The sequence below is a fragment of the uncultured Fibrobacter sp. genome, assembly GCF_947166265.1.
In the GTDB taxonomy this organism is placed as follows: domain Bacteria; phylum Fibrobacterota; class Fibrobacteria; order Fibrobacterales; family Fibrobacteraceae; genus Fibrobacter.
Window position 1 is genome coordinate 72,525 of sequence record NZ_CAMVDO010000006.1, and the last position, 16,225, is coordinate 88,749.

Sequence of the window (16,225 nt, forward strand, 5' to 3'; positions counted from 1 at the left end):
CTTTAGGATATGTTTAAGCGGATTATTTTTTCGTCGTTTTTGGCGCTTTCAAGTGTTCTTTCTTTTGCCGACGGTGTTGATTCCTTGGCGGAAACTCCGAAGTCCGAGGCCTTGTCTTCTTCGTCCGTGCAACAGGTTGCTTCGGCCGAATCGTCTGTATCCAAGGGGCGTGAAGTTCCGGTGCGTTACTGGGTAAATGGGGATTCCGTTGAACTGGAAGCTATTTTCGTAAAGATCGAGAACGATACGGTGTTCTTGAAAAAGCCGAACGAGGCGGAACAGAAGCGTATTGACCGCATCACCGATGAACAGGCGCTGGCGTTGCAGCAAAGCAACGGGCAGCAGGCCGACGATTCGCTGGAAGACGAAAACGACGATGTGGAAATCAAGAATGAACCGTCAGAAATCATCATGACCGACGCGGTCAAGGATTCCATGGCCGCTCAGTCCGATACGGCCTCAGCTCAGGCGGCCGCTCCGGTGGACGACGGCTCTGGTGACGACTTGGAAACGGCACTTGCCAAGGAAGACACCCGTCTGAAAAACGAGGAAATTGAGAAGTACGAAAAAGAACTTCGCGAACGCGAAATCCAGGATAGCATTGCCGCCGCAAAGAAAAATCCCTATATCAAGATTTTCAGGTTTGAGCTCAAGCGTCTTTACAATATGGAAGACGAGGTGATGATCGACCTTTCCCTTTCGAACTATATTGTTCCTGCCCTCAAGGGAAAAATCGAGAAGGATTTGTATCCGAAGGGTAAGGCGAACTTGTTCGTTGTTTCGGAACCCGAGGCGTGTTCGCTTTTTGTGAATGGCATTCCGCTAAAAATTGTCGCTCCCGATACCATCAAGAACATCAAGCCCGGAAAGTACACGATTTCTGTGATGAAGGTCTTGAAGGATGTGGAATGGTGGGGATCTGCGGTGGTGCGTATCAACGCGGATAGCCTGAACAAGGTGACGATTCCGGTGGTTCGCCCCTCGACAAGGCTTACGCTCAATACGAATCCCGAGGCGGTCGAAGTCTATGTAGGCCGGGAACCGACCGTAAATAAGATGCCCGACTATATGACCGATATCGTGGTCGACGATGTTCAGCCGCAGGTGGGCGCAACGGTTCACTTTAGAAAGGTGGGCTACCGCGATACATCGGTGACGATGGAAATCAAACCGTATATGCCTAACCTGGTGTATGTGGATATGACGCCCGTGCTCGACGACCTGGATTTTATCGAAAACCAGAAAGCTTTCGACAAGGAACGCGGGCAGCGCCGCATTGGGCGCGGTCTCTTGTGGAGTTCTATTGTTCCCCTTGTTGCCGGGGGCGTGATGTGGTACTTGGCGGAACGTGACTGGAGCAAGGCTGCCGATAAAAAGCATGCCTATGAAAAACTCGCCGCCTTCGATAGCGAAGACACGCGCCAGATGGTGAAGGACAACCATGAACTGAATGACCGTGGCGACACCAAGTGTGGCGTTGCGATTGGACTTGGCGCGTTAGGCCTTGGACTTTTGACGGCTGGTATCATTCTTGCATTCTAGCTAGTTCTCTGATACATGAAGATCTTGAAACGGTTGCTGCTGTGTTGCCTTTGGGGTGTTATGCTTGCAGAGGCGCATCCGCATGTGTTTATCGATGCAACCGTCAAGGTTATATTTGACAACGCCGGGCTTACGTCGGTAAAAACGCGGTGGGTGTTCGACGAAACCTATAGCCTTGTCATGATGTCTTCGGGCGACTCCGATGGCGACGGAAAGATTTCCGAAAAGGAACGTGATTGGTTTTTCGACAGAATACTTTCTCAGTATGCCGAAAACAACTACAACACCTATGTGCAATACGGGACGTCGTTTCTAAAGGCTCGCGAGCTGAAAAATTTCGATGCGACGTTCAAGAATAATCGGCTGATTCTGGATTTTGAGACAACATTCGACTGTCCGGTGGGGGATGACTATAAGATGCTTGTGGTTGCCGTTGCGGATTTGACCAACTATATGCTGATTACGCCCGATATGGAACAAGCCGATGTCGATGCCCCCGATGCAATCGATGTGGAATTCTTTAACGATGTCCTAAAGGGACTTACCGTGTTTAGGGCTTTTTCCCCGGACTTGGAGGGGCTTTTCTTAAGGTTCAAGAAAAAATAAATGAGATTCTTTCTATTTTTAGGCTGAAGGAGATTCACTGTGTTAAAAAAGATCTTTTCGATATGCGCCTTGGCTACGGCAGTTTCTTTTGCTGGAGTTGCCGATCCGACTCTTTACACCTCGGGGGCGGCTGAACCGGAAACCCCGCTGGTAAATATCAACTACGTTCCCAATGACGAACCCCTGTTTGCGGTTTCGATATACCCGTTCGATATGATCTGGGATGCCGTATACCATGTCCCTTCGGTAAAATTGTCCTTTGAAGGGTGCATCAATAGCAGTATGTCTTTGATGACGCAGCCGTCCGTAAAGATGGGGACAATCACAAGGGGTTCTAAGGATAATCCCAACCGTCGAGATATCGATATTTTCCTTCTCGAAATTTCGGAAGGCATTCGATTCTATTTCAATAGGGGACACCGCGGCTGGTTTATGGCAGGACACTTTGTCTATGACCGTGCAACCCTTGACTACGATTTCGAATATGATGAAGATGCTGATGTGACCTTTAAGGGGAATGGCTTTGGATTCGGCTTTTATGGCGGACATAAGACCCGTCGGGGACATTTCACCTCGTCTCTGCAAATAGGCCTGTCGTATATGCGTTATTCGATGAAGTCTAATGTGCGCGAAGACTTGGACCAAGCATCTGTCGTGAATGCGGAATTGGATATAAACTATTCGATAGGTTTCGCGTTCTAAGGGATAATTTTTTATTTTTGGTAAAAAAACTGGAGAATAAAATGCCTGCAATTCATCTTACTGCAGAAAATTTTGATCAAGCTATTTCGTCTGGCCAATTAGTTCTTGTTGATTTCTGGGCAACTTGGTGCCGTCCGTGCATGATGATGGGCCCTGTGATCGACGAACTTGCCGATGAATACAATGGACGCGCTGTTATTGCCAAAATTAATGTGGACGACGCCGGCGTGGGTGATATTTGCACCCGTTTTGGCATCACGAACATTCCCAATATGAAACTCTTCAAGAACGGGGTGGAAGTGGGTAACGTGGTGGGCGCTGTGCCCAAGGCAACCGTCAAGGGCGTTATTGACCGCAACCTGTAATATATTGAGAACTTTGAGTTTAGAACTTAGAGCTTAGTACTTAGGTAATTCTTCTAAGCTCTACCGCCTACTATTATGCTTACCAAACGTCTTATAGTTTGTCTCGATGTCCGTAACCGTAAGGTGACGAAGGGTGTCAAGTTTAAGGGCAATATCGATATCGGTGATCCCGTTGAAATGGGGGCGCAGTACAGTGCCGATGGTGTCGATGAACTTGTCTTTTACGATATTACGGCAAGTGCGGAAAATCGTCCGTGCGATATGGAAATGATTCGCCAAATTGCGCGTCGCGTGTTTATTCCGTTTGCTGTGGGCGGAGGTATCCGCAATTTGGACGACATGCATGAGGCGCTTTTGGCCGGTGCCGAGAAAGTTAGCGTGAATAGTCTTGCAGTGTTGCATCCTGAAATCATTGCCGAGGGGGCGAAAGCCTTTGGACGGCAGTGCGTGGTGCTTGGCATGGACGCTAAATTCGTCGGAGTCTCGGATAAGTTTAAAAGCGGCTACGAGGTCTATATTCGTGGCGGTCGACAGGCGATGGGCATCGACGCCGTGGAATGGGCGAAAAAGGCCGAAGACCTTGGTGTGGGCGAAATCTGCTTGAATGCAATCGATACGGACGGTGTTCGCAACGGTTACGAATTAAACATTACGGACCAGGTGGCTCGCGCGGTACAGGTACCCGTGATTGCAAGTGGTGGCGCCGGAACTCCGGCGCATATTGTGGACTTGTTCCGTAAGACTTCTGCTGATGCGGCGTTGGTTGCCTCGATGGTGCATTTTGGGGACTATACGGTTCCTGGAATAAAAAAAGAAATGCTTGCGGCAGGGATTCCAGTGCGCAAGAAAATGAACGGCGAGGTGTAGCTTGAACACTTCTGTTGCGGTCAAGATTTTCGAAGCTGGCAGAAGTGCCGGTGCTGACTTTGTCGAAATTTTCGAAGAAGAAACCCGTAGCTCGACACTCGGTCTGAAGTCTAGTCAGATTGAGTCCGCAACAGCGGGGACCGAATACGGCATTGGCATCCGTTTGATTTATGGAACCGAGGTTCTATACGGTTTTACAAGCGATGATTCCGAAGAAGCTCTTATAAAGCTTGTGCAGACGCTTGCCTTTGGACGTATCGCTAAAATGGAACAGGCGCCTATAGAGTTTAAGCCCGAAAAACGCATTGCCGACTATAATGCCGCTGCATTCAAGGATCCGCGTGTGCTGGGACAGGCTGTTAAACAGGATTTCCTGTTCCGAGCAGACCAGGCTGCCCGCAAGGTTTCAGACAAAGTTGTGCAAGTGGGCGCATCGGTGACCGATTCCTGTTCGACGTTCTCGCTTATGAATAGCGAGGGACTGAATTTGTTGATGAACCGTGCTCGCTTGCGTGTGAACGTGACCGTGACGGTGTCCGATGGATCCGAGAGGCTTACCTCTCACGAAGCTCCGGGTGGCTTGGGCGGTTATGAACTTTTAACAAATTATTCGCCCGAAGATTTGGCTACGGAAACATCGGAACGCCTGTTGCGAATGCTTTCGGCCGGTTACATTAAGGGCGGGCAGATGCCCGTGGTGATGGGCAACGGCTTTGGCGGCGTGATTTTCCACGAGGCTTGCGGTCATCCGCTTGAAACCGAATCGGTGCGTCGCGGTGCAAGTCCGTTCTGCGGAAAGTTGGGCGAGGCGATTGGACAGCCCTGCCTTACGGCAATAGATGATGGTACGCTCGATGGAGTGTGGGGAAGCCTTAAGTACGATGACGAAGGTACGCCCACCCAGCGTACGACCCTGATTGAAAACGGCATTCTGAAAACCTATATGAGTGACCGCGTGGGAGCCTCTGAAGTCGGTATTGAACGCACGGGGTCCGCTCGACGTGAAAGTTACAAGTATGCACCTGTCAGCCGTATGCGTAATACTTTTATTGCCCCTGGTAAAGATTCGCTCGAATCGATGATTGCTAGTGTTGATAACGGCTTGTACGCCGCCCGCATGGCGGGGGGCTCGGTGAACCCTGCGACGGGCGAATTTAACTTTGCCGTCGATGAAGGCTATGTTATCCGTAACGGCAAGATTTGTGAGCCGGTGCGCGGTGCGGCCCTTATTGGAAAGGGTCACGAAATTATGCCTCGCATTAGCATGGTGGGTAGTGACTGGGAAGTTGCCGCAGGTGTCTGCGGTGCAAGTTCGGGACATGTTCCCGTGACGGTCGGTCAGCCTTCCATTAAAGTCGATCAGATTCTGGTTGGCGGTAGATAATTTAACTGAATTTTTTTTGCAAAAAAAAACGCACCGTTGCAGAAGCACGGTGCGTTAATTCGTTGTTTCGAATTTCTAGTGAATTAGAAGTGAATCACGCGGACCTTGATGACCTTGTCGAGCTTGCCGAGTTTTTCGATAATGGAATCATCGACCTTGCTTTCGACGTCAACGAGGTTGTAGCCGATTTTGCCATTGCTCTTGTTGCTGAAAGATGCAATGTTGATGCCTTCGGCACCGAACACCTTCGTGATTTCAGAAATCATGTTCGGAACGTCCTGGTTGATCACCACCACGCGGCTCTTGATGCCAGCATGCGGATGATCGACGAGAGCCGGGAAGTTCACGGAATTGCGGACGCAACCGTATTCGATGTAGTCCTTCAATTCTTCGACAGCCATCACGGCGCAGTTTTCTTCGGCTTCTTCGGTGGAAGCACCGAGGTGCGGGAAACAGGTCACTTTGTCGTTCTTGATGAGGTCTGCATCCGGGAAGTCGCAGAGGTAACCCTGGAGGGAACCGGAGGCGAGCATTTCGTTCACCGGAGCCATTTCCACGATGCCACCGCGGGCGAAGTTCATGATGTAGCTGCCCTTGAAGCCGGCGAGGTTCTTGCGGTTGAGCAAGTTTTCGGTCACGCCCTTGATGAACGGAACGTGCACGGTGAGGAAGTCAGACTTCGCAATCACGGTGTCGAGGTCGGCAATTTCAACCTTGTTGGAAAGTTCGTGCATGTTGGCGGCGTTCGGATACGGTTCGTAGGCGATCACGCGCATGTTCTTCCAACGGGCATAGTTGGCGACGAGCACACCGATCTTGCCGAGGCCGATCACGCCGAGAGTCTTACCGGCGAGTTCCATACCGGCGAACTTCTTCTTGCCGCTTTCGACGGTCTTTGCGAGATCCGGATCGGTGGTGTCGAGGTTCTTGACCCATGCGGCAGCCTTGTCCACGTTACGGACGGCCATGCCGAGCACGGTCATCACGAGTTCGGCAACGGCGTTGGCGTTTGCACCCGGGGTGTTGAACACGCAGATGCCCTTCGCGGAAGCCTTGTCGATAGTGATGTTGTTCACGCCAGCGCCGGCGCGGGCGACAGCCAGCAGGCCGTCAAAGTTGTCGGTATCAACCTGGGCGGAACGCACCAAGATGGCATCCGGTTTTTCGACGGAGTCGGAAACCTGGTAGAACGAGCCAAACAGGCTCAAGCCTTTCTTGGAAATGTTGTTCATCGTCTTAATAGTTGCCATTGTATTGTCCTTTGTTTAAGTTAAAACTTAGTGATTGGTGGTTAGTGGTTGGTGATTAGGATCTATAATCGTGGCGTAGCCGCCCTGTTTACTAATCACTGTTTACTAACCACTTTTAGGGTTCTTGCCAGCGGCCTCTTTCCTTAATCAAATTCACGAGTTCTTCGATGGCGTCTTCTTCGGGGATGTTCTTCTTGACCGCCGTCTTGCCCTCGAACAAGGTAATGCGACCGGGGCCACCGCCCACATAGCCGAAGTCGGCGTCTGCCATTTCGCCCGGGCCGTTCACGATGCAGCCCATGATGCCAATGGAAATGTCCGAAAGATGTCCGAAGCGGGCCTTGATCTTGCCCATCACCTGCTGGATGTCGTAGAGGGTGCGGCCGCAGCTCGGGCAGCTGATAAAGTTCGTCTTGCTGCGGCGGCAGTAGGCGGCCTGCAGAATGTCGAAGGCCAGAAGAACGCTTTCCTTCGCGCCCTTGTAGCCGTCGATAACGACGGCATCGCCAAGACCGTCGGTGACGAGGCTTCCGATATCGGCGGAGACGCGGAGCGTTTCACGTTCGTTGTCGTTAATCTTGGCGTACAGGAGAATCGGGTCTTGGCGACCTGCTGCATCGAGTGCAGCAGCAAGGGCGCGCACGCCGGAGACCATCTCGGCGCCTGTGTAGCAGAACACAGAACCAGCGGGTACGGCAGAGGGATTCGCTGCAAAGCCTGCGATATCCATGGCGTCCTTAAATTCAACGATAGGCTTCTCGGAGAGGCTCGGCAGCGCAAATTCCGCGTTGCGGCGTTCGCCTGTAAGTGCAATCGCATTGGCCTTCACGCCGACCTTCACCGGATTTGCTCCGCCAATTTCCACGCCGGAAATTACGACGGGCTTTGTCGCTCTGCGTTCGTAATGATACGGGTCCTTTTCGAGAACCGGCACCGCGTAGCTTACCGGTTTTGTCGGGAGTGCGCAGGCCTTGATGAGTTCCTGTGCAACCGGGACTTCCGCCACCGGATCTTCGGTGAGCGACACGCGGATGGTGTCTGCAAGGCCATCGAGCAATAGTGCACCGATACCAGCTGCAGACTTCAGTCGGCCGTCGGCACCTGCACCCGCTTCCGTGACACCTACGTGGAACGGATACGGCTTGAAACCTTCTTGCTTGATGCGGGCGGCGAGCATACGGTAGGCGGCAATCGCTACACGCGGGTTGCTGCTCTTGAGGCTCAAAACGACCTGGTCAAAATGTTCAGCTTCGCAAACGGCGAGGTATTCCATGGCGCTTTCCACCATGCCTTCAATGGTGTCACCGTAGCGGTAAATCATGCGGGCGGCAAGTGAACCGTGGTTCACGCCAATGCGGATGGCGCGACCGAGGCGCTTGGCCTCTTGTACGAACGGCGTAAAGGCTTCTGCCACCTTTTCCTTGCCTTCTTCAAAAGTCTTGTCTGTCTGCTGATCGAGTGTCAAAATGCCTGTGTCGACAAAGTTACCCGGATTGATGCGAACCTTTTCGACCCATTTGAGTGCTTCGAATGCGGCTTTCGGCTGGAAGTGGATGTCGGCAGAAACCGGCACCTTGCAACCTGCTGCACGCACCTGCTTCATGACTTCTTCAAGTCCCTGGGCGTCAGCGAATGTCGGGGCGGTAATACGGACAAGTCCGCAACCCACCTTGGCAAGCGCCAATGTTTCTGCCACCGTACGCTCGACATCTTTCGGCTTGGTGGTGGTCATGGACTGAACTAAAATGGGGGCATTGCCCCCGATAAGTGCGTCGCCAACGCGAACTTGTACAGTTTCCCTGCGGACGGCATTGAAGCGGTCGGCAACATACGGGAATTCGCTAAACTTTGTCATGCTCTCAAATGTAGAAAAAAAGAAGAATGAAAACTCTTCATTCTTCTTTTTTCATTCCTAATTTTCTACGCTTCGTCTTCTTTCAGGCTGCTGTAATAAGCTTCAAGTTTGGGACGGCAGGCTTCAAAACAGTTCCTGAGAGAGGGGTCGAACTGGGTTCCCATTCCCTCGATGATGATGGAGTAAGCTTCGTCGAAGGACATCTCCGCTTTGTAGCAACGTTTACTGACTAGAGCATCGTACACGTCGGCGATTGCCATAATGCGCGCTTCGAAGGGAATCTCGGTCCCCTTGAGTTTCTTGGGGTATCCGAATCCATCGTAGCGTTCGTGGTGGTAGCGGGCTACGTTTTTTGCGATTCTGACGAAATCGGGAGATTCGACCGGTGTCAGCAGGTTTTCGACGATCATGGCGCCCTTTTCGGGGTGTTCCTTCATTTCTTCGTATTCCTGCGGCGTAAAGCGTCCAGGTTTTCTCAAGATACGGTCGTCGATTGCGATTTTTCCGATATCGTGCATCGGGGCGGCCGAAACAAGGCTGTCGTAGAAGAAATTGGACTGCCCAAGGCTCGTGTCCTTGCGCAAGTAGTCCACCAGAATCTGCACCACCTTGCTGGTGCGCTTGATGTGGCTTCCCGTATTGCTGTCGCGGTTTTCGACCATGTGGGCCATTCCGACCACCATCTGTTCCTGAATCGAACGGATCTGCGAGTCGTTTTCCTTAAGCATCAGTTCGAGACGAACATTGTTTGTTCCCAGCATGTTGATGTAGTTCTGCAAGCTGGTTTCGTCTTCGATTTTGAACAAAATTATTTTTTCGGAACTGGAAAGAGGGAGTTGACTAATCCTGATCTTGTAGTATTTCCCGTCATGTTCCAGCTTCTTTTCGTTTGTATCCTTGTCGTGGGGGAGTTCGTTAATCCACGAAATGAGAAGGTGGTTCAGTTCAGAGTTATCGGGGAACGTGTGGTCGATTCGGCAATCCTTAAGGTTCGGAAAAGTCTCGTAGGCGACGGCGTTACAGCCGAGGAAACTTTTCTTAGAAGAAATCAGGACAAAACTATCGGTATTTCGGGTTTCCAATACATGGGAAATGATTTGTTCGACATTATAACGCTTGACTCTATAGCAAATGTACAGAAGTGCGAACTGGTCGAATACGTAGACTGCCGGCATGACCATCGTGTCACTTTCGACGACTCTAGAAATGAAAAATGAAAGGATGGATACGGCTTCGATCGAAGAAAGTGCGATGAGGCTTTTGAACGAAACGTTTTTCTTTTTGATGAATGCGTAGACAATCAGACTTACGTTAATGATGACGAAACCCACCATTAGGCAATTGAAAATATCGTGCCCGATGCCGTAATCGGCGGTAAAGTTGCCGACGCCATTTGTCTGGATAAAGCGGATGGATTTATAGTAAAGTCCGTTGAATCCAACCGTAAGCGACATGCCGAAAACGATGAACACCAGAATGATGAGCAGGTCATGGCTCCAGGTGGGAAACTTGGTCTTGCAAATGGAAAGGCAGGCGTCGAACGTGAATAGCGGTAGGAAAATTGAACCGACATATATCATCTTGTTCGAGAGAATGGCCTGGTCCAGGTTTGTAGACAGAGCGAGTAGCAAGTGGCCAAGGCAGGCGATAAAAACAGAAAAAAACAGGAGCGAATAATGACCGTTCTGCTTAGAATTAACATGGTAGTGCAGCACCGTATTGAATGCTGCAACAACACAAAGAACTGTCAAATAAAAAATGACCATAAAATCCCATCGTCCCTTTTAGCCAATCAACCCGTTATAAATATAAATTAAGATTTTTGAGTTTATGCGAATATCCGTAAATTTTTGCACACTTTTGTGAAATTATGTGTAGAATGTCACAAAAAAAACGGAAAAGTCCCGTCCTGATTAAACGGACGGGACTTTTCTTGTCAAAATAACTTTGATTATTTTGTTCGATTAGGCTTCAGCCGGTGCTTCAGGTGCAGCCGGAGCTTCAGCAACAGGTGCTTCGGCGGCCGGAGCTTCTGCAGCGGGCTTCGGAGGGAGCAAAGCCTTCATGGAAAGCTTCACCTTGCCCTTCGGGTCAACACCGAGGCAGAGCACTTCGACTTCGTCACCGACGTGAACGACGTCTTCGACCTTATCGACGCGGTGGTCGGCAAGTTCGGAGATGTGCACGAGACCGTCGCGACCCGGGAGGATTTCGACGAATGCGCCAAACGGCTGGATCGTCTTGACCTTGCCCTTGTACTTGCGGCCCGGTTCGGGTTCGGCAGTGAGTTCTTCGATCATGCGGCGGCAGACTGCTGCGGCCTTGCCACTCGGAGCGGCAATGTCGATGTTGCCATCGTCGTCGATGTTGATGGTGCAACCCGTCTGAGACTGCATGCCCTTGATCACGGAGCCACCGGAACCGATGACGTCGCGGATCTTGTTGGTCGGGATGCGCATCTTGATCATGGTCGGAGCCTTTTCGGAAACCTTCGGACGCGGAGCGGCGAGGCCGAGTTCAGCCATCTTGCCGAGGATGTGCAGACGGCCCTGACGAGCCTGTTCCAGAGCTTCGCGCATGAGTTCCGGCGTAATGCCGCGGATCTTGATATCCATCTGGAAGGCAGTGATACCTTCGGCAGTACCCGTCACCTTGAAGTCCATATCGCCGAGGTGGTCTTCCGTACCGGTAATGTCGGTCAAGATCTTGATCTTGCCGCCTTCCTTGACGGAACCCTTTTCGGAGATGAGGCCCATGGCGATACCTGCAACCGGAGCCTTGATAGGAACGCCAGCGTCCATCAAGCTGAGGCAGCCACCGCAAACAGAGGCCATGGAAGAAGAACCGTTGGATTCCTGAATTTCGGAAACCACGCGGATGGTGTACGGGAAGTCTTCCGGCAGCGGAAGAACGGCAGCGAGAGAACGTTCGGCGAGGTGGCCGTGACCGATTTCGCGGCGGCTCATGCCGAGTCGCTTGCATTCACCCACGCTGTACGGCGGGAAGTTGTAATGCAGCATGTAGCTCTTGGAGCCTTCGCCCTGCAGGCTTTCGTAGCGCTGTTCGTCGGCCTTGGAGCCGAGCGTACAAACCACGAGACCCTGGGTTTCACCACGCTGGAAGATTGCAGAACCGTGGGCGCTCGGAAGTACGCCGAGTTCGATTTCGATCGGGCGGACTTCGGTCGTCAGACGGCCGTCGAGACGGACATCTTCGTTCAGAATCATTTCGCGCATAGCAGTGCGTTCGTAGTCGCTGAAGATTGCCTTTGCATCGGCAACGAGTGCGGCATCCTGTTCTTCGTCCTTGCCGACGATAGCGAGAATGCGTTCGTCTTCGAGCATCTTGGCGCAGAGGTCTGCCATAGCCGGATAGAAGTCGGTCTTCACCATGTTGGAGTGGACGTCCTTGTTCAGTTCGTCCCAAACGACTTCCTTCACCGTAGCGACGAGCTTGTCGTGAGTTTCGCCAACGTGCTGCGGCTTGAGTTCCATCTTCGGCTTGGCGCAGCGGTCCACCAGTTCCTGTTGGGCCTTGCACATGGCCTTGATTGCTTCGTGGCCGGCGAGAATTGCGTTAATCATCGTGTCTTCGGACACTTCGTAGGCACCGCCTTCCACCATGCAGACGGAATCTTCGGTACCGGCGACCACCAGGTCCAGATCGGCGCAGGCCATCTGTTCGTAGGTGGGCATCACGATGTTCTGACCATCGACCACGGCCACGCGTACGGCGGCAACCTGCTGTTCGAAGGGCAGTTCAGAAAGACCGATAGAAAGGGATGCTGCAGACACGCCGAGCACATCCGGTGCAAACTTGCGGTCAGCAGACAGAACCTGCACGATCACCTGGACTTCGCGCGTGAAGTTCTCGGGGAACATCGGGCGAATCGGGCGGTCAATAATACGTGCAGAAAGCGTTTCTTCGTCAGAGGGACGACCAGCTTCGCGCTTGCTGTAACCACCCGGGAGGCGACCAGCGGCGTAAGCCTTTTCGCGGTATTCCACAGTGAGGGGGAAGAAGTCACCTTCTTTTTCTTCGCCGTAGCAGACGGTAGAGAGCACGAACGCGTCGCCCATCTTGGCGACGGCTGCTCCGCGAGCCTGCTTGGCGATACGGCCCGTTTCGAACGTGATGACACGACCGTCAGGAAGCGTTACGGACACTTCCTTGGGGTCCAGCATCTTGCCGTATTTTTGATGGTATGCGTCAATAGACATAAATTTCTCCAGTTAGAAGAATTAGCCGCGCAGACCGAGTTCCTTGATCAAGGCACGCTGGGCGACAATGTCCTTTTCGCCGTAGTACTTGAGGAGGTTCTTGCGCTTAGAAACCATCATAGACAGACCGCGCAGGGAGTGGAAGTCCTTCTTGTGGGTCTTTGCATGTTCGGTGAGGTTCTTGATCTTCTCGGTGAGGAGAGCGATCTGAACGCGGACGTTACCGGTGTCCTTTTCGTTTGCTCCGAACTTAGCGGTGATTTCTGCAGCCTTTTCTTTAGTGATAGTAGCCATTATAGCCATTCCTTTTTTTGTTGTTTTGGCGGTCACCACCGTGGTGACCTGTTTCATTACATGTTTTTGTCCGAGTTTCTCTGCTCTAGCACCAGTGGAATTGGCGAATCTGGTCACAGGACCCAGGCAAAAATGCAATTTGGGGGTATATATAGAAAAGTGATTAGTGGTTAGTGGTTAGTGGTTTGGAAAAAAGGGGCAAAATGAGGTGAAAAAGGGTGAAAATTGACTTCTAGCAAGATTTGGGCTTCTTTTCTATATTTTAGGCCGTGGAAAGGAAAGACAATAATTACCTGTTTGATTCTGGCAACCTCTCTGAAGGGGCGCTTGCAAAAAAGCACCGTATCGAGAACGACCCCAGTGCCCGCACTAATATAATGGACTACTTGCCCGGCATGGAAGTTATCCAGTCGGACATTTGCGACAAGGTACTCGCCGAATTGGAAAATTATGACTATTCCAAGTATACCGGCAAGGACGTGAAGCGTGCTTTGGAGCATGAGCGTTGTACGCTCGAAGATTTCAAGGCGCTCCTTTCTCCTGCCGCTGCTCCGTATCTGGAACAGATGGCCGCGAAGGCGAAAATCGAGACGAGCAAACACTTCGGCAACAACGTCTACTTCTTTACGCCGCTTTACATCGCAAATTACTGCGAAAACTACTGCGTGTATTGCGGATTCAACTGCTACAACCATATCAAGCGTATGCAGCTCACCATGGAGCAGATCGAGCACGAGATGAAGGTGATTGCCGACAGCGGCATGGAAGAAATCCTGATTCTCACCGGCGAAAGTCGTGTCAAAAGTAGCGTGGAATATATTGGCGAAGCCTGCAAGCTTGCCCGAAAGTATTTCCGCATGGTGGGTGTCGAAGTCTATCCGGTAAATACCGACGAATACCGCTATCTGCATGAATGTGGCGTGGACTACGTGACGGTTTTCCAGGAAACTTATGACAAGGTTCGTTTCGAACAACTTCACCTGATGGGACACAAGCGTGTGTTCCCGTACCGCTTTGACTCGCAGGAACGCGCCCTGATGGCGGGTATGCGCGGCGTTGCCTTCTCTGCATTGCTTGGACTTTCTGACTTTAGGCGCGACGCGCTTGCTTCGGCACTCCATGTGTATTTCTTGCAGAAAAAGTATCCGCATGCCGAAATGAGTTTAAGTTGCCCGCGACTGCGCCCGATTATCAACAACGACAAGATTGACCCGCTCGATGTTCACGAAAAGGAACTTTGCCAGGTGCTCTGCGCTTACCGCATCTTCTTGCCGTACGTGGGCATTACGGTTTCGAGCCGCGAAAGCAAGGAATTCCGCAACGGCATCGTGAAAATTGCAGCGACGAAAGTTTCTGCTGGTGTTTCTACCGGCATTGGCGACCACGAAAGCAAGTACAGCGGCAAGGATGACGGCGAAGGCGGAGATGAACAGTTCGAAATCAACGACGGTCGCAGCTTCAACGCCATGTACAGCGACATCTCTGGCGAAGGCCTGCAACCTGTATTGAACGACTATTTGTACGTGTAGTTAGTATTTGAAGTTCTTACAGCCTATGTCTCCATAGGTCGAAAAACAGACTCCGTAATCCGAAAGAAGGGCTCCGCCTTTTCCACTGGACCTTTCGCGCATTTTTGCGCCGGCGGGAAGCAATGCAACCTCTACGGATTGACTATGTTCGTTTCCTCCAGTCCACTGGAATCTCAAGGTGAGGCGATAGTTCGTGTTGTTTCCACCTTGTGTCGTTATTCCTGATAACCCTGCACTTTTTCCGTGGTTTAAGAGGTTGCTCATGAATAACTGTTTCTTGGGATATGTGCGGTAATAGGTGTCGTTACCCTGTTTATACGAAACAGAATAATATGTAGCCCCATTTTGCTTATAAGCATTTCCGCCTTTGTTTCTTGCTGCAAGAATGTCTGCAACCCCTTCAAATCCGGCGTCTCTCAAGGCATCGTACCAGACTCCACTCTCCCCAATGATTTTGCTCATCTCTGAGCCACTGTTAATGCTAGAGTGATTGTTCTGGATGTTGGTGTGAAAATCCGGTCGTAATTCATAAACGAATAAGTCTAAGCCATTTTCGCTTGCCAATTTGTCTTTTAATTTTTTGAGATTGTCGTTCGCTTTGTCGCCTTTAGTGACAAAGTCACTTTGGTATAGGGCAGCCTCATTTTCCAGTAGAGCCCTGTTCAAGGCGTCGCGCAGATAGAACAGTTTCATCATATCGGCTTTTTCTTTGACTCTTTCGCTATATCCAATAAGCTTGGGTGCGGCCACGGCGGCAAGAACACCCAAAATCACAATAACGACCATAATTTCAATGAGCGTAAAACCGGTTTTGAGGTTCCCGTTATGAAAATGCGATTTTTTTGATGCGCGAATCATATTTTATCCTGTCTTACCATAAATATACTTTATTTAGTTATTAGTTCAAAGTTTTTTGTTGCTAGAGAGCTTTTTTGGAGTGTTTTTCTATTTTTAGGGTGATGAAAAAACTCGATACGACGCTTTATTTTATTACCGATAGTACGACGGTGCCTGAAAAACGCTTTTTGCCGGTGGTGGAAGCCGCCTGCAAGGGGGGAGCGACCCTTATCCAGCTGCGTGAGAAGGACAAGTCTACCCGTGAGTACCTGAAACTTGCCGAGGCGACTCACGAAGTGACCTTGCGCTACGGAATTCCCTTGATTATCGATGATCGTGTGGACGTCGCCCTTGCGATTGGGGCGGAAGGAGTGCACGTGGGACAGTCCGACATGCCGGTTCACTTGGCCCGGAAGCTCATGGGACCCGACAAGATTGTCGGGGCGACAGCCAAAACGGTTCCGCAGGCACTCGAGGCTTATGAACAGGGGGCTGATTACCTGGGCTGCGGAGCAATTTACCCGACCACGACCCATGTAAAAACCGTCATCACTCCGGTGGAAACACTCAAGGATGTCGTGAAGGCCGTCCCCATTCCGGTGAATGCGATCGGTGGACTCAACAAGGATAACCTCTTTGTGCTGAAGGGTTCGGGAATTGCTGGGGTATGTGCCGTGTCTGCGATCATGAAGGCGGCTGATCCGGAAACGGCGGCTCGCGAACTCAAGCAGGCGTTCCTGGATTTGGGCTAATCTTCCGAAATTTCTAATTTTG

General features: G+C 51.2%; 14 protein-coding genes. 8 read left to right on the plus strand and 6 right to left on the minus strand.

Going from position 1 to position 16,225, the window contains the following annotated elements; all coding sequences use genetic code 11:
• The first annotated feature begins 9 nt into the window (after window positions 1-9).
• The 6 genes from Q0W37_RS04840 (at window position 10) to Q0W37_RS04865 (ending at window position 5,466) form a co-directional block, all read left to right on the plus strand.
• A complete protein-coding gene (locus tag Q0W37_RS04840; RefSeq protein ID WP_297699292.1) occupies window positions 10-1,542 on the plus strand; it encodes a hypothetical protein in 1,533 nt (510 codons plus the stop codon).
• Between the two features lie 15 nt (window positions 1,543-1,557).
• The gene (locus Q0W37_RS04845; RefSeq protein WP_297699294.1) at window positions 1,558-2,148 is read left to right on the plus strand and encodes a DUF1007 family protein; all 591 of its coding nucleotides are present in this window, start codon (window positions 1,558-1,560) and stop codon (window positions 2,146-2,148) included.
• Window positions 2,149-2,187: 39 nt separating this feature from the next.
• Window positions 2,188-2,850 carry a hypothetical protein gene (locus Q0W37_RS04850; protein ID WP_297699296.1) on the plus strand — a complete coding sequence of 221 codons (663 nt, stop codon included), beginning with the start codon at window positions 2,188-2,190 and terminating at the stop codon, window positions 2,848-2,850.
• 41 nt (window positions 2,851-2,891) lie between these two features.
• Entirely contained in the window at window positions 2,892-3,215 is a 324-nt protein-coding gene (trxA, locus tag Q0W37_RS04855; protein WP_297699297.1) for a thioredoxin, read from the plus strand.
• Between the two features lie 75 nt (window positions 3,216-3,290).
• Window positions 3,291-4,082 (plus strand): imidazole glycerol phosphate synthase subunit HisF, encoded by a 792-nt coding sequence (hisF, locus tag Q0W37_RS04860; RefSeq protein ID WP_297699299.1) that lies wholly within the window; start codon window positions 3,291-3,293, stop codon window positions 4,080-4,082.
• A 1-nt stretch (window position 4,083) separates the two neighbouring features.
• Window positions 4,084-5,466 (plus strand): TldD/PmbA family protein, encoded by a 1,383-nt coding sequence (locus Q0W37_RS04865; RefSeq protein WP_297699301.1) that lies wholly within the window; start codon window positions 4,084-4,086, stop codon window positions 5,464-5,466.
• A gap of 83 nt (window positions 5,467-5,549) precedes the next feature.
• On the opposite strand, the gene Q0W37_RS04870 is transcribed toward Q0W37_RS04865, so the two are convergent.
• The 5 genes from Q0W37_RS04870 to rpsO form a co-directional block, all read right to left on the minus strand.
• Entirely contained in the window at window positions 5,550-6,716 is a 1,167-nt protein-coding gene (locus tag Q0W37_RS04870) for a phosphoglycerate dehydrogenase (protein ID WP_297699303.1), read from the minus strand.
• Window positions 6,717-6,831: 115 nt separating this feature from the next.
• Complete coding sequence (gene ispG / locus Q0W37_RS04875) at window positions 6,832-8,571, minus strand: (E)-4-hydroxy-3-methylbut-2-enyl-diphosphate synthase (RefSeq protein ID WP_297699305.1); 1,740 nt, start codon at window positions 8,569-8,571, stop codon at window positions 6,832-6,834.
• Between the two features lie 65 nt (window positions 8,572-8,636).
• Window positions 8,637-10,337 (minus strand): HD domain-containing phosphohydrolase, encoded by a 1,701-nt coding sequence (locus tag Q0W37_RS04880; RefSeq protein WP_297699306.1) that lies wholly within the window; start codon window positions 10,335-10,337, stop codon window positions 8,637-8,639.
• 198 nt (window positions 10,338-10,535) lie between these two features.
• On the minus strand, window positions 10,536-12,752 hold the full coding sequence (gene pnp, locus Q0W37_RS04885) for a polyribonucleotide nucleotidyltransferase (RefSeq protein ID WP_367186243.1): 2,217 nt from the start codon (window positions 12,750-12,752) through the stop codon (window positions 10,536-10,538).
• Between the two features lie 60 nt (window positions 12,753-12,812).
• Window positions 12,813-13,085 (minus strand): 30S ribosomal protein S15, encoded by a 273-nt coding sequence (gene rpsO / locus Q0W37_RS04890; protein WP_072798943.1) that lies wholly within the window; start codon window positions 13,083-13,085, stop codon window positions 12,813-12,815.
• A gap of 269 nt (window positions 13,086-13,354) precedes the next feature.
• Between rpsO and thiH the strand changes: the two genes are divergently transcribed.
• Entirely contained in the window at window positions 13,355-14,614 is a 1,260-nt protein-coding gene (gene thiH / locus Q0W37_RS04895) for a 2-iminoacetate synthase ThiH (protein ID WP_297699311.1), read from the plus strand.
• On the opposite strand, the gene Q0W37_RS04900 is transcribed toward thiH, so the two are convergent.
• The gene (locus Q0W37_RS04900) at window positions 14,615-15,472 is read right to left on the minus strand and encodes a type II secretion system protein (RefSeq protein WP_297699313.1); all 858 of its coding nucleotides are present in this window, start codon (window positions 15,470-15,472) and stop codon (window positions 14,615-14,617) included.
• A 101-nt stretch (window positions 15,473-15,573) separates the two neighbouring features.
• On the opposite strand from Q0W37_RS04900, the gene thiE reads away from it, so the two are divergent.
• Window positions 15,574-16,203 carry a thiamine phosphate synthase gene (gene thiE, locus Q0W37_RS04905; RefSeq protein ID WP_297699315.1) on the plus strand — a complete coding sequence of 210 codons (630 nt, stop codon included), beginning with the start codon at window positions 15,574-15,576 and terminating at the stop codon, window positions 16,201-16,203.
• Window positions 16,204-16,225: the final 22 nt, after the last annotated feature.

What these genes read in the sequence shown, in the direction of transcription:
- Q0W37_RS04840 (WP_297699292.1), top strand. Translation starts at nt 10, where the DNA reads ATGTTTAAGCGGATTATTTTTTCGTCGTTTTTGGCGCTTTCAAGTGTT.
- Q0W37_RS04845 (WP_297699294.1), top strand. Translation starts at nt 1,558, where the DNA reads ATGAAGATCTTGAAACGGTTGCTGCTGTGTTGCCTTTGGGGTGTTATG.
- trxA (WP_297699297.1), top strand. Translation starts at nt 2,892, where the DNA reads ATGCCTGCAATTCATCTTACTGCAGAAAATTTTGATCAAGCTATTTCG.
- hisF (WP_297699299.1), top strand. Translation starts at nt 3,291, where the DNA reads ATGCTTACCAAACGTCTTATAGTTTGTCTCGATGTCCGTAACCGTAAG.
- Q0W37_RS04870 (WP_297699303.1), bottom strand. Translation starts at nt 6,716, where the DNA reads ATGGCAACTATTAAGACGATGAACAACATTTCCAAGAAAGGCTTGAGC.
- ispG (WP_297699305.1), bottom strand. Translation starts at nt 8,571, where the DNA reads ATGACAAAGTTTAGCGAATTCCCGTATGTTGCCGACCGCTTCAATGCC.
- Q0W37_RS04880 (WP_297699306.1), bottom strand. Translation starts at nt 10,337, where the DNA reads ATGGTCATTTTTTATTTGACAGTTCTTTGTGTTGTTGCAGCATTCAAT.
- rpsO (WP_072798943.1), bottom strand. Translation starts at nt 13,085, where the DNA reads ATGGCTACTATCACTAAAGAAAAGGCTGCAGAAATCACCGCTAAGTTC.
- Q0W37_RS04900 (WP_297699313.1), bottom strand. Translation starts at nt 15,472, where the DNA reads ATGATTCGCGCATCAAAAAAATCGCATTTTCATAACGGGAACCTCAAA.
- thiE (WP_297699315.1), top strand. Translation starts at nt 15,574, where the DNA reads ATGAAAAAACTCGATACGACGCTTTATTTTATTACCGATAGTACGACG.